Below are 12,465 nucleotides of genomic sequence, written 5' to 3'. Positions count from 1 at the left end.
TTTTTCAGGGGCGCTTCAGTTTTCATAAAATATTTTTTGTTTCCGCTGAAACGGATACGTTTTAATCTCAGCTGTATCTAAATCTTCATTGAATAAATGAATGGCTATAATTTGTCTACAATCGTAAGTATGGTAATAATATGTTCCAGACTCCATACACATTGCACTTGTATAGATCGTATTATCTAATATACCGTCTTCTGTTATTACTGCCCCCTTAGGAACCTCACAATTCGATAAAATATGAAAAATAGCCGATATCCCCTCTTCTTCGTTCTCTATACCTTGAATGTTTTGTTTGCCATACGCTGCCCGTACAAATCTTGATGGCGGTGTGAAATCTCCAGGAAGTCCCATTGATCCTGAACCTTGGCCAAAAGCACTTAATGGTACATCGCCCCACTCCGTTGGCGCAAATGGCTGCGATTTAAGACCAATATATTGTCTTAAATTTTGTAAATGCCAACTAAACTCCGGACTATTAGTCATTACTCCTATTGGATTGTCATACACTTTTATTCCATCAGCTGTCGGCTCAAGTACAATACATTCTCCCGATTTATCTGCTAAAATCCAATGTAGCGGTGGAGTAACCCCTAAAATTGGTAATGGCACATCTATAAAGGCAATGCTATCAATAGATTTTCTTAATTCTTCAACAGAATTGAACTGCGTGAGGCTCCAAGTCACAAAATCAAATGGTGCTACATTCGTTTTATTGCTATCTACATGACTACTATAAGTAGCGAATCCTGGGAAATAGAGAGTTGCACATGTCATACCAGCTTCATTTACTCCGTCTGCCATCATGACCCTTCCTCCAAAATTAATTCCCATTCCGACAACAGCCTTTTTCGTTCGGATTGTTTCACCAGTTATATTGTTCCACTGATAACGCCGAGGAATGATTATTACTTCCTGATTCATATCTAATGTGAAATCCATTGTTCTCGCAAAAAGATGTTGGAAATTTTTAGTTTGTAACGTCAAACTAGTACACATGAAGAAATCCCCCCCATTTCATAGTTATATACATATTTTATAAAATTCCGATAAATACGTAAATTAAAATCTATTTTACTTACCATTGTACAAACCCTATTTATCATTAACAAAATAACCAACCAAACCAAAAATGCTATAATAAACTCAATCAAACTAAGGGGGAACATCTATCTTGCGTGGAAAACACATTCAATTTCATAAGTTTGGCAATCCAAAAGACGTATTACAAGTTGAATATAAAAATATAGAACCACTGAAAGATAATGAAGTTTTCGTCCGTATGCTAGTTAGACCGATTAATCCATCTGACTTAATTCCAATAACCGGAGCGTACGCTCATAGAATTCCGTTACCTAACATACCTGGTTATGAAGGTGTTGGTATTGTAGAAGATGTAGGAGCTTTTGTTTCTAGAGAGCTTATCGGTAAACGTGTGTTACCGTTACGCGGGGAAGGTACTTGGCAAGAATATGTGAAAACATCAGCTGACTTTGTAGTTCCTATTCCTGATTCCATCGATGATTTCACAGCGGCACAAATGTATATTAATCCTCTTACGGCGTGGGTTACATGTACAGAAACGCTAAACTTACAACGTAATGATGTTTTATTAGTGAATGCTTGTGGATCCGCAATTGGTCATCTTTTTGCGCAGTTATCACAAATTTTAAACTTCCGACTCATTGCTGTTACAAGAAATAATAAGCATACAGAAGAGTTACTGCGCCTTGGTGCTACATATGTAATTGATACTTCCACTGCCCCGCTTTATGAAACCGTTATGACATTAACAAACGGGATCGGCGCGGATGCTGCGATTGATTCTATCGGGGGACCGGATGGAAATGAATTAGCTTTCTCCTTACGTCCAAACGGGCACTTTTTAACGATCGGGCTTCTATCAGGTGTACAAGTTAACTGGGCAGAGATTGTCACGAAAGCAAAAGTGCACGCGAACATATTTCATTTACGACATTGGAATAAAGAAGTGTCACCATATAAATGGCAAGAGACGTTTCGTCATTTAATTCACTTAGTAGAAAATAAGCAATTACGTTTTATGAAAGTACATTCTACATATGACTTAGCGGATGTGAAAACGGCGGTTGATGTTGTGCAATCTGCGGAGAAAACGAAAGGGAAAGTTTTTTTAACGAATTATTAAATTGAGTACATTCAACTATCAATCCATTTAGTAGCATAGAATTTTAAGTAGCTTATGTAATTTAATTAAAAAAGCGAAAGGAGATTCTAACATGTGGTTACTCACGGCAATTGCGCCTGTTTTAATAGTCGGGGGAATTGTAGTATATGTGATTGGTAGCCTTAAACATAAATATAACAACGGTAACTTAGGTAAGAAAAAATCAAAAAACGCTCAAATTTTATTAGACAGTTTAATACCTATGGGAATGCTTGTTGGCTGTATAATCGGTTTAATTTTCGGCATGTTTTTCCCAGATTATTCACTTCTTGCAGTGAGTTTAGGATCTGGAATCGGCTATTTATTGGGGTTTTTCGCCTATGAAATTTATAGCAAGACAGGAAACAACCTCTCATAATCCAAAAAGAATAAGCGGAACAGTACATAGTAGTCATATAAAATATGTACTGTCCTTTATTTTTGTATCAACACTATCACCTTACCTTTCGCCTACTATACACCTCTTTTATTGATTTTTCTCTCCTCCCCTTTTTGCATATCCGTTTTTTTATTTTCATTGGATCTATATCCAAAGTAAAGTAGCGCACATGTAATAATAGAACCTACAATGTATCCTAAAAAACATCCTAACCAAAACATAGTGTAACCGCCTCCATTCATAATAAATTTTATGTAATATAACTCTTTACATACTCCATCGTTTATTTCTATTAACTATACACTTTCTAAAATTATTCATACCACTCATTCTCTTCGTACCTCAAATAGCAATTTTATTATTTGTCATAAAATTAACACCTTCTTTAAATACAAAAACTTCCATTTACTTGCTTTTTCTTAAGAAATAATATACTACATTTGAAATAAGCGAGCTAGTACATCGGCCCTTCTCTATTTTAACTTTAGTCATGAACAAAAGAAAAATAAAAAACCCCCTCAAAGCATAAACTTCAAGGGGTGAGCCTGTTTTTTATTTACTTATATACGTACAGCTGTACCACTTACAGCAACCATTAACATTCCATCACGAACTACTTCGTAATCTACGTCAACACCAACGATAGCGTTCGCACCTTTTTGTTTTGCAAGTTCTTTCATTTCGTCCATTGCGATATCACGAGCTTCTTTTAGCTTACTTTCATAAGAACCAGCACGACCACCGACAACATCACGAACAGAAGCGAATAAATCGCGGACAATATTTGCACCCATAATAGCTTCACCATTTACAATATCGATATACTCAATAATTTCTTTACCTTGAATTCCAGACGTTGTTGTTACAATCATGACTGACACTCTCCTAATAAGTTGTAGTTTTAATTAGCTTTCTTATGTCTTTATTATGACACGGAACAAACAACTAATCTATTGAATTACCTTACAGGAATGTGACAGTTTTGTAAGAATGAAACGCGCATTATGTTTCATTTTAATAAAGCGCTTTAAAATTAGGATACATAAACGACTCTTTATTTTCTTTCCAGTCCTTTTCTACTTCTTTGAAAGTTGGTCGCCCTAATTCTTTGTTATTTTCATGTTTACGAAACCACTTCTTCACATACTGGTCTCCATTTTTATTTTGAACTGTACAAAGGAAACTATTACTGCTATCCTTTAATATTTTTACAATCACGAAAAGACACCTCTTCCCTTTTAAATAGCATGATAGAACTTGATCTTTTACTATAAGCCCTTCCTCTCTTATAGTCATACGACTCCTCGGCCGCGCCAAATTTGTAAGATCAAAAAACGATATTTACTTTGTTTACATTTTATTTAAAGAAATCAGAGTTATAAGCATGATGCTTATCAAAGATTTTATAGATTTCTAACTTATTATCTAATTTTGCATCTACTAAAATTAATATATTTCCATCGTAAATATATTCTTCATACTTTTTAGCATGTTCTTCTGGAATTCCTAATCCTATAAATGCTCCTATTAAACTTCCAGCTCCTCCAATAGCTGCTGCGATCGGTCCCGCTGCTACGATTGGACCCATTCCAGAAACGGCAAGTATACCAAGACCTGTTAATAAACCACCGAGTCCGCCTGCTACTCCTCCAGCTACAAGCCCTGTCGCTGAAAAGATATCTGCTTTATGTGCAGTTTCGCTATTCACTTTTTCACCCGATTTTTCTTCCAGATGTTCAATTTCCTTTTGATCTTTCGCAATAGCTGAAATGTTATCTGCTGAGTATCCTTTTTCATTTAATTCATTAATAACGAGTGCCGCATCATCAATTGTTCTAAAAACACCTACTATTTTTCTATCTATATTCATAACTATTAACCTCCTAAAGTTTTATATAATGTATCTTTATTTTTCTTCATTTCTGTATACACTAATCTTCTTATTAACATAACCATTTACGAAAAAAGCGAATAGTAAAAGCACTACAAGTGAACTACTTAACAAGTAAATTAAATCAAATGTAATATTAATCATCATTTCATTCATGTATACCAGGCTCCTTTTTATTTAAAGTAAAAGTATATTTTGATAGACTAATCTACTAAACATAGACATCTTACAATTCATCTTCAGTTAATCTCTTTGTAGTATATGTATACCCTTCCTAACCTTTTCTAAACGTAAAAAACTATAAGTAACTACTCAGCCACCTTTCGGTGTCTTTTTTAAATTTTACTAGGGTGTGTCTAAAAACTGTTGTTCATTGTGTTAATCGAAAAATGGCAGCGATATACACAAAGGCTAAAAAAGAAGATGCCAGCTTATCATACCGTGTTGCGATTCTACGGAAATGCTTGATTTTATTGAAAAAACACTCCACTAAATGGCGTTCTTTATATAAATACCAATCCACATTCCAAGGAGCTTTCGCATTTGATCTGGGTGGAATGGTATAGGTTGCTTCATGATTGGTAATATAGTTACGAATCGTATGAGAACCATAGGCTTTGTCACCAAGAATATTGCTGCCCTTAATTGGTATTTCATCCAAAAGCTCGCAAACTGGAGTGCTATCAAAAATATTTCCGCCAGTCAAATGAAATAAAATGGGGTTGCCTAAACCATCAACAATTGTATGGATTTTGGTAGTTTTTCCACCGCGACTCATGCCAATATGCTGATGAAACTCATGATTTATGGCCTTTTTTTTGCACCAGCACTATGTTGATGCGCTTTGATACTGGTTGAATCTATGCTGAGATTTTCAAAATCCGGTTCAGCATTTAATTCTTGAAAAATGGTCAGTAGGACACCTTCATCACGCCATTTGCAGAAGCGAGCATACACGGTTTTCCATAAGCCGTAATGGTCCGGCAAATCACGCCAGGGAGCGCCGCTCCTAGCTATCCATAAAATAGCATTGAACATTTCACGATTACTTCTTTTAGGCGGACGACCAGTAGAATACGGTGGGAAAAAGTCTTTGATTTGTTCCCATTGTTCATTTGTAAGTTCGTAGCGGCGTGGCGTCATAGAAAATACCTCTCTCTAAATGGTTTGAGGTAATCCTACCATAGAAATAGTTTTTAGACACACCCTAGTTTCATATGCCTCCCATTTGTAAATACTGAGTATATCAAACAGGGGAGGTGAATCTTATGGTCGATCGAAAAATTATTTTAGATACATATAAAAAAGGACCTGAAGCTGTTATTTCTTTATTTGAAGAAACATTTTCTAAGTTAGAAAAACGTATACAAGAACTAGAAAATGCTTCAAAAAAAAACTCCAAAAATAGTCATAAGCCACCTTCTACAGATGGTTTGGGTAAGCCCGTTACAAAAAGTTTGCGCAAACCGTCTCATCGTCAAACGGGTGGCCAGTTGGGCCACAAGGGACATACTCTTGGTTTGACAGCGACTCCAGATCATACGATTACACATTCTCCTACATATTGTACTTGTTGTCATACTTCCTTGAACCACGAGCCTGTAAAAGGGTATCGCATTCGCCAAGTGTATGACTTACCACCTATTCAGATCGAAGTGACAGAACATAAAGTAGAACAGAAAGAATGCCCACATTGCCATTCTATCCAAGAAGCCCAATTTCCTTCGACAGTATCTCGTCCTGTTCAATATGGTCCAAATATAAAAAGACTGATTCCCTATTTAACGCATTATCAATGCATTTCTTTGAAGCGAACAAAAGAATTCTTTCAGGATTGTTTTGGACATTCTATAAGCGAAGGAACCCTGGTAAATCATACACAGGCTTTCGCTTCTCAATTGCAGCCATTCATAAAAGAAGTAAAGGAAAAGATTCTGCAGTCTCCTGTTGTCCATTTTGATGAAACTGGTATGCGTGTAGAAAACAAAACACAATGGTTACATACTGCCAGTACACCGGAGGTGACATTGCAACATATTCATCAAAAACGTGGAAAAGAAGCAATGGATGCTGGAGAAATCTTGCCATCTTTTTCTGGAATTGCGATGCATGATGGTTGGAAATCGTATGATGCGTATACAGATTGTCGTCACGTTTTATGTAATGCCCATCTCTTACGAGATTTACAAGGAATTATAGATAGTACTGGAGAACAATGGGCACAACAGATGCAGAAATTTCTAACGCAAGCGTTGACGATGAAAAAGCAATCCGAAGGTACCATGCCAAAAGCGACGCAAAAGAATCTGTTTATTATGTATCAATCCATATTGAAAGAACAACAGATTCTTTCCACGAAACAAAAGAAGAAAGGAAAGCAGACGCCTTCTCAAAATTTATGGAATCGCTTCGTCAAGTATTCTGACAGAATTCTAGGGTTTTTAGAACATCCAGCCATTCCATTTGATAACAATCAAGCAGAACGGGATATTCGGATGACGAAAGTAAAACAGAAAGTGTCTGGGACTTTCCGAAGTAAGAAAGGCGCAGAATCTTTTTGTCAGATACGAAGCTTTATGAGTACCATGAAAAAACAAAAACAATCGGTCTTACAAGCGATAAACCAAGTCATAGAAACTAGAACGGTTCCTTGGAATAACACGACTTCATAAGAGAATTTCTCTATTTGGCATAGATTCTTTCTCTGATTGGAGTATTTTCTTTTCATGTTTTCGAATCGGAAACATGTATTTGGCCTGTTTTTTTATTTGAAGAAGCTGAGTAGTTACATTAGATATTTTATTTTTCATTTATTCGCTTTTAAAGAATGATATAGACTCTCCTATTTTGCCTTTGAATTCCTTCTAAGAATAAAGTGCAACTTTATTCTGCCCTCATCAATCGAGGTCTTACTCCCCGACAAATAGCGGGATAAATCTATTTTGAAAAGGACCCGCTCCATTCATTCGTAAAAGCATAAAGTAAATGGAATCCGTTAAAACACATGAGTGACCCCTTGGTTTTCCCTTCCTATTAAAAGGAGGAACTGTTATGGGCTTTGGTGGTAGTTGTGGTGGCTGTGGCTTCGCTGGAGGATTTGCTTTATTAGTTGTATTGTTCATTTTATTAATCATCGTTGGAGCTGCTTGCTTCTGCTAAAAACTATCGAAAGGACACTCACGTGAGTGTCCTTTCTTCATGAAAAAGCCCCATGCAATGTGCAGAGGCCATGCTTATCAACTTAAGAATTCAGAATTACCCCAAAACGAGAAAATGAGCTTTTTTATTATAAGTTAGCACAAAATTTCGTTCTGGAGGTACGATAAAATTTTAGCTTGATGACAATGGGACTGAACCCCTAATACTTTATTTTAATAATGACTCTTTTCATGAAACAAAACTCAGTTATCAGTCTAAACCATTTTTTAGATCTAACAATAGCAAGTGTGCTTCTTTACCTTTCAGATAGTCTCTATTATTCTAATTTCTTCATTTCCTTCAGCCGTTCTATATCCTTTTCTGAAGCATTTTGTATTTTATACAGTTCATAGCTACCCTTTATCTCATCTATCACTACAAATTCAACTTCATTCCGAACATAGCTTTTGGTTTTCCCCTTTTTATAACCAATAACATTATCTAATATAGTTTTTCCACTATCTTTTTTATATAAATTATAGCTAACAGGTGGACGGCCAATTACATACTTATTATCAGAAAATCCGACTATATCATCCCTCCCTAATCCTGTCGAAACACTCAAGACAAAAATAATCTGAAATATAGAATAAACAACAATACTGCATAAGAAAAAAAATAAGATTGATTTAAAAAATAACTTTAAAAGTATCTTGCCCAAAAAACATTCCCTCCCATTTCATCTCGGGATAGCAAGAACAAAACGGGAATTTTGTGCGCTAAGGAACCGAAATTTTTAGATTGTTGAACTCAATCCCCCATTAGTTCCATAAGAAAAAGAGTTACCGCAGTAACCCTATTTTTTATAATACACGTCATTGGGAGAAGCAATAGATGAATAAATTCAATCTATGAAATTTCCCACAATCTTTTAACCTCCACCAATTCCTGTCCATTGAATTCCATCCTATATATATCTGGTTTTGATGTCTGTAGTAAAAAATTCAAGTCATACTTACTGTCATAATACCCCATCATCAAAGTCATTATAGCTCCATGAGTGCCTAAGACTACTTTCTGTCCTCGATAGGTGTTTAATAATTCTTTTAAGACTTTTATAGCACGTTTCTGACAGTCGACATTAGACTCTCCCCCCATTAAAGCAAAGTCGGGGGCTAAGAATGACTTTTTTATCAAAGGGAATAATTCTTTATCCGAAATTCGTTCCTCTTCAGCAATAAAAATCCTCTCTTTTAAGTCCTCAAATACTAAAACTTCTTGTCCTATTTGCTTTGCTAACTGCTGAACAGTTAGAATTGAACGATTGTATGGACTTGAGATAACAACGTCGATTCCCTCACCTTGTAATGCATCCGTTATTCGTTGAACATCTAATTTTCCTTTTTCAGTTAATCCTCTTGTTTTTTCTTTTCCAAACTTTGGTGAATCCCCGTGTCTCACCATATATATGAAAGTTTTCATAATTACCTCCATTTTTTCAGTTTTCTGTATAATCACCAACTTATATTAGCATATATATCCAATACAGTCTCCCAAAAAATAACAGAAAACTACAAATTCGAAACAGACCATTATCGTAATGTAAAACAGGAGCGATTAGAGTGCCAACTATATAGAAATATAATCACTATTTACCTATGTTCCTCTACAATGTTTAAAATGCGCCAAATTCTAAAAAAAACTAATTGAATATAAAGCGATAGGTATGATACAAGATCATCCATTTCTCTTATATCAAGTCATACAAAAAGGACTCCTAGAGATTACAAATCTGCTGATTCGCTTGTTATACCTTCTACAGAACAACGGGCGGAAATCTCATCGATATGAGAAGAAGACTGTCTTAGATATCATGGGTGTTATCTATGAAAATAGTGGATTGAGAAAGCAAAAGAAAGCTGCATAAGTAAAAAAATGAAACCCGCTAGGGTCTATTTCGTATGCTTATTTTTAATGAAAACACATATTTTAAGAATTTCTTCGTTTATGTAAATGCAAGTTTATTTTATTTTTAAGCTTAATTTGATGGTTATGTGCGCAGAGATTCAATTGTAACTAATACTTTAATGATGTAGTATTACATTCGCCCCCAAAATGAACTTCGATACTATAAAAAATATAAAGTGTTCATTTAGGTACGGACTTAAAATCTTAGCTGGATAGCAATAACAGGAGATCCTATTCCAGACAAACTAATAAACATCTCAATAATTGCTATTGCAGCAAAGTAAAACAAACTGGACAACCTAGATTTCAAACTGTAAGATTAGATGTTAGTGAAATCGGGCAGCAAAGCATATATAGAAAATAGGTGTTAATGTTGAAAATCAATAAAAAATTTGAACCATTAATTTTTAATATCTTTATGATTTTAGGCATATCTAGCATTATCTCTTTCGTCATGGTTTCAATGAATGTTGGATATACAGCTTTATTTCTCAAATCATGGATAAAAACATGGGGAATTGCTTTCATACTTGCATTTTTAGCTTCTAAATTATTACCCTTTGTAGTTAAAAAGATAATGAAAATCTTCACTTTTGTTGAGAATGATGCTTAAGAATAAAGTGATGTACTGCGTAGGTTCATTCCAATTAAAAGAGTTTATTATCACAAAAACTTAACCTAGTAAAATGTTTCAAATCGAAGGAAGACACCTTAAAGGTTGTCTTTTCTTTATAAGTAAAAAAAGCCCGCCTATTTCCGTAGGCGGGCTTTACCTTTATTACACAATATGAAAGTATACTCTCTTTTTCACTGAAATTTTATGTAATTATACATATTCATGAAAATAGCAGAATTAAAATATGCCAAAATAAAAAATGAGCTAAACCCCCTAAATAGCTATATAGAGATGAAGTTGTTATGACAACATATTTTCCACTTTCAACTTAGTTATCATTAGAATGTTTTTCTAAAAAATCAAGGATCCTAGCATTAACTTCGTTAGAGAACTCACCATTGATTGCGTGAGATGCATTTTTCCAATTAACTATATCAATATCTTTAACGTATTTTTTTCCAGTTTCAACTGCTTTTACCGAATTGTGCATTGTACTTTTTTCAGCTATAAGTGCAAGCACTGGAATATCAATATTTTTTAAGTCTTCTTTACTAAATAAATCAGGCGCTGGCGTTTTCAGTTTATAGTTACGCATACCCGACTCGATTAACTTAGCGATAGGCTCATCGTCACTTGCTTCTGCTCCTCCAGAAACATAGCTTAACATCTTTTCTCTTAAAAACTTAGGGACAATAGGAACAGAAGCTGGAATAGATGCCAGAATCATTTTTATGGATATTTGCGCAAATACAAAGACTGGATCTAATAAACTAGCCGTAGCAATATGCTCAGGATTATATCTGGCCAAGTTCATTGTTGTCCACCCTCCAATGGAGACACCTACGATATGCACTCTTTCTAAACCTAATCCTTCAATTACTTCATTTAACCATTCTGCTTGTTGTTTTTGATTTTCAATCACCTTCGTTTGCACACTCATCCCAGGTTCACCTAGTAAATCTATCGTATAAACAGGCCTTTTTTCTCTTAGACCTTCTAAATTAGGTACCCACATTGGAGTAGATGCACCACGTCCAGGGAGTAAGAGTATTGGTTCCTTATGTTTGTTTTCCTCTTTAGTAAAATAATAAGCACGAATTGTGCCATATTTCGTTTTTATATTTTTCGTATCGTTAGGTTTTGGAAGGAGTGCCATTGATTCATCGTAGGCAATTTGAAAGTCTTCCTTTCCTTTTTCAGATGTAAAGTGACCAACCTTATTATCATGTCTCTTCATTTGAATGCCTCCTTTCTACAAATATATGGATGAACTTTATCTATATATTCATGGTAATTATCCATTGAATTTTTATCTTCTTTAAGGCAAGACTCTCATTTAGAAAAAAGAAAATCGTACGTTTAGATACAATTTGGCAACAAACTAACTGTTTTTTGTACATTAATAGACAACTACTGCAAGAATTATAGTTTTTATGTTTTCATTTATCTTTTTAATCAGATGAATGCTTTTTTAGTACATAATAAAGTGAAACTTTAATCAGTGGGGGGTTCATCGACCACTGATTATTAGCTCACACCAATCGGGCTTTTACGGTCAGCCCGCCCCCCACCTAACTTCTTTGCTTCCGCTGAATTTTGAGGTGGGGGTCTTACTACCCGTTAATGCGAGATAAAAAATATAAAAAAATATCCAGAAAAACTGTCACAAAATCCGTTTTTCTGGTTTCTCTATAATACAGGTATCAAATTGAAAGTGAGGTTTAAACGAACATGTTAACCATAGAAAATGAAGAAAGTCATGCTTCTAATATGACCTTTGAAGATTTATTTAAGCAGTACTATGCTTATGCTGTGAAACAGATTATATGGATTGTTAAAGATCAATCTATCGCTGAAGAGTTAGCACAAGAAGTATTTTTACAATTATATCGTAGCGATTGGAAAGGAATTAAAAATATACCTGGATGGTTGATTAAATCTTCTACTTATGTAGCTTATAACCATTTTCGATTTGAAAAAAGGCAGCAAGCGAAGATTGATAAGGAAATACAATACCATGAAGTACAAAATGTATCATCATTAGACGATGATTGGATAAGAAAAGAAGAAATTACAAAGGTCCAAACGACACTAAATAAAATGAATGATCGAGAACGAACCCTTTTACTAATGAAATTCTCTGGTTTTCAATATAAAGAAATTGCAGAAGTACTTCAAATTGAAATATCTTCTATAGGAACATTATTAGTCCGAGCCAAAATGAAATTCCGCAAGATTTATAAACAAATAGAGGAGGCATAACA

At 34.7% G+C, this 12,465-nt stretch carries 16 protein-coding genes and 1 pseudogene; 7 read left to right on the top strand and 10 right to left on the bottom strand.

Annotated elements, in window-relative coordinates; translation table 11 throughout:
* Positions 1–15: 15 nt before the first annotated feature.
* Entirely contained in the window at positions 16–1,002 is a 987-nt protein-coding gene (gene bsh / locus AC3WVZ_RS03445) for a choloylglycine hydrolase (RefSeq protein ID WP_000337598.1), read from the bottom strand.
* 175 nt (positions 1,003–1,177) lie between these two features.
* Here bsh and AC3WVZ_RS03440 point away from each other — a divergent pair, with 175 nt between their 5' ends.
* Complete coding sequence (locus AC3WVZ_RS03440) at positions 1,178–2,170, top strand: zinc-dependent alcohol dehydrogenase family protein (protein WP_074555666.1); 993 nt, start codon at positions 1,178–1,180, stop codon at positions 2,168–2,170.
* 91 nt (positions 2,171–2,261) lie between these two features.
* Positions 2,262–2,567 (top strand): hypothetical protein, encoded by a 306-nt coding sequence (locus tag AC3WVZ_RS03435; RefSeq protein WP_063535809.1) that lies wholly within the window; start codon positions 2,262–2,264, stop codon positions 2,565–2,567.
* A 95-nt stretch (positions 2,568–2,662) separates the two neighbouring features.
* Here the strand turns inward: AC3WVZ_RS03435 and AC3WVZ_RS03430 are convergent, their stop codons facing one another.
* From AC3WVZ_RS03430 to AC3WVZ_RS03405, 6 genes are all read right to left on the bottom strand, one after another.
* Entirely contained in the window at positions 2,663–2,809 is a 147-nt protein-coding gene (locus AC3WVZ_RS03430; RefSeq protein ID WP_492310903.1) for a hypothetical protein, read from the bottom strand.
* A 339-nt stretch (positions 2,810–3,148) separates the two neighbouring features.
* Positions 3,149–3,460 carry a YbjQ family protein gene (locus AC3WVZ_RS03425; RefSeq protein ID WP_000637511.1) on the bottom strand — a complete coding sequence of 104 codons (312 nt, stop codon included), beginning with the start codon at positions 3,458–3,460 and terminating at the stop codon, positions 3,149–3,151.
* Between the two features lie 142 nt (positions 3,461–3,602).
* Complete coding sequence (locus AC3WVZ_RS03420; RefSeq protein ID WP_031312203.1) at positions 3,603–3,806, bottom strand: DUF4028 family protein; 204 nt, start codon at positions 3,804–3,806, stop codon at positions 3,603–3,605.
* 139 nt (positions 3,807–3,945) lie between these two features.
* Entirely contained in the window at positions 3,946–4,458 is a 513-nt protein-coding gene (locus tag AC3WVZ_RS03415; protein WP_233936021.1) for a general stress protein, read from the bottom strand.
* Between the two features lie 36 nt (positions 4,459–4,494).
* Entirely contained in the window at positions 4,495–4,635 is a 141-nt protein-coding gene (locus AC3WVZ_RS03410; protein WP_001004571.1) for a hypothetical protein, read from the bottom strand.
* A gap of 214 nt (positions 4,636–4,849) precedes the next feature.
* Positions 4,850–5,622, bottom strand: a protein-coding gene (locus tag AC3WVZ_RS03405; RefSeq protein ID WP_425594293.1) for an IS5 family transposase whose coding sequence is annotated in 2 segments (ribosomal slippage) — positions 4,850–5,292 and positions 5,292–5,622 — 774 coding nt in all. Because the reading frame shifts where the segments join, the coding sequence is not laid out codon by codon here.
* 125 nt (positions 5,623–5,747) lie between these two features.
* Here AC3WVZ_RS03405 and tnpC point away from each other — a divergent pair.
* Together tnpC and AC3WVZ_RS03395 are read left to right on the top strand one after the other, a co-directional pair.
* Positions 5,748–7,151, top strand: a complete 1,404-nt coding sequence (gene tnpC / locus AC3WVZ_RS03400) for an IS66 family transposase (RefSeq protein ID WP_233935200.1) — start codon at positions 5,748–5,750, stop codon at positions 7,149–7,151.
* Positions 7,152–7,530: 379 nt separating this feature from the next.
* Positions 7,531–7,638: a YjcZ family sporulation protein gene (locus AC3WVZ_RS03395; protein ID WP_000505670.1), complete on the top strand. Its 108-nt coding sequence runs from the start codon at positions 7,531–7,533 to the stop codon at positions 7,636–7,638.
* 316 nt (positions 7,639–7,954) lie between these two features.
* Here the strand turns inward: AC3WVZ_RS03395 and AC3WVZ_RS03390 are convergent, their stop codons facing one another.
* Together AC3WVZ_RS03390 and AC3WVZ_RS03385 are read right to left on the bottom strand one after the other, a co-directional pair.
* Entirely contained in the window at positions 7,955–8,338 is a 384-nt protein-coding gene (locus AC3WVZ_RS03390; RefSeq protein ID WP_016125603.1) for a hypothetical protein, read from the bottom strand.
* Positions 8,339–8,526: 188 nt separating this feature from the next.
* Entirely contained in the window at positions 8,527–9,099 is a 573-nt protein-coding gene (locus tag AC3WVZ_RS03385) for a histidine phosphatase family protein (RefSeq protein ID WP_016125602.1), read from the bottom strand.
* Positions 9,100–9,195: 96 nt separating this feature from the next.
* On the opposite strand from AC3WVZ_RS03385, the pseudogene AC3WVZ_RS03380 reads away from it, so the two are divergent.
* Together AC3WVZ_RS03380 and AC3WVZ_RS03375 are read left to right on the top strand one after the other, a co-directional pair.
* Positions 9,196–9,544: pseudogene (locus AC3WVZ_RS03380) on the top strand (IS4 family transposase); the annotation flags it as partial.
* A gap of 414 nt (positions 9,545–9,958) precedes the next feature.
* On the top strand, positions 9,959–10,198 hold the full coding sequence (locus AC3WVZ_RS03375) for a DUF2798 domain-containing protein (protein WP_000700223.1): 240 nt from the start codon (positions 9,959–9,961) through the stop codon (positions 10,196–10,198).
* 331 nt (positions 10,199–10,529) lie between these two features.
* Here AC3WVZ_RS03375 and AC3WVZ_RS03370 read toward each other — a convergent pair whose 3' ends face one another.
* Positions 10,530–11,438 (bottom strand): alpha/beta fold hydrolase, encoded by a 909-nt coding sequence (locus tag AC3WVZ_RS03370; protein WP_016125601.1) that lies wholly within the window; start codon positions 11,436–11,438, stop codon positions 10,530–10,532.
* Positions 11,439–11,932: 494 nt separating this feature from the next.
* Here AC3WVZ_RS03370 and AC3WVZ_RS03365 point away from each other — a divergent pair, with 494 nt between their 5' ends.
* Entirely contained in the window at positions 11,933–12,463 is a 531-nt protein-coding gene (locus AC3WVZ_RS03365) for an RNA polymerase sigma factor SigX (protein WP_000955512.1), read from the top strand.
* Positions 12,464–12,465 lie beyond the last annotated feature (2 nt).

The sequence above is a fragment of the Bacillus sp. CPT56D-587-MTF genome (assembly GCF_058792335.1).
This window is presented reverse-complemented; position numbering and strand designations above follow the sequence as displayed.

What these genes read in the sequence shown, in the direction of transcription:
- AC3WVZ_RS03435 (WP_063535809.1), top strand. Translation starts at nt 2,262, where the DNA reads ATGTGGTTACTCACGGCAATTGCGCCTGTTTTAATAGTCGGGGGAATT.
- AC3WVZ_RS03370 (WP_016125601.1), bottom strand. Translation starts at nt 11,438, where the DNA reads ATGAAGAGACATGATAATAAGGTTGGTCACTTTACATCTGAAAAAGGA.
- AC3WVZ_RS03415 (WP_233936021.1), bottom strand. Translation starts at nt 4,458, where the DNA reads ATGAATATAGATAGAAAAATAGTAGGTGTTTTTAGAACAATTGATGAT.
- tnpC (WP_233935200.1), top strand. Translation starts at nt 5,748, where the DNA reads ATGGTCGATCGAAAAATTATTTTAGATACATATAAAAAAGGACCTGAA.
- AC3WVZ_RS03365 (WP_000955512.1), top strand. Translation starts at nt 11,933, where the DNA reads ATGTTAACCATAGAAAATGAAGAAAGTCATGCTTCTAATATGACCTTT.
- AC3WVZ_RS03430 (WP_492310903.1), bottom strand. Translation starts at nt 2,809, where the DNA reads ATGTTTTGGTTAGGATGTTTTTTAGGATACATTGTAGGTTCTATTATT.
- AC3WVZ_RS03410 (WP_001004571.1), bottom strand. Translation starts at nt 4,635, where the DNA reads ATGAATGAAATGATGATTAATATTACATTTGATTTAATTTACTTGTTA.
- AC3WVZ_RS03385 (WP_016125602.1), bottom strand. Translation starts at nt 9,099, where the DNA reads ATGAAAACTTTCATATATATGGTGAGACACGGGGATTCACCAAAGTTT.
- AC3WVZ_RS03395 (WP_000505670.1), top strand. Translation starts at nt 7,531, where the DNA reads ATGGGCTTTGGTGGTAGTTGTGGTGGCTGTGGCTTCGCTGGAGGATTT.
- AC3WVZ_RS03425 (WP_000637511.1), bottom strand. Translation starts at nt 3,460, where the DNA reads ATGATTGTAACAACAACGTCTGGAATTCAAGGTAAAGAAATTATTGAG.
- bsh (WP_000337598.1), bottom strand. Translation starts at nt 1,002, where the DNA reads ATGTGTACTAGTTTGACGTTACAAACTAAAAATTTCCAACATCTTTTT.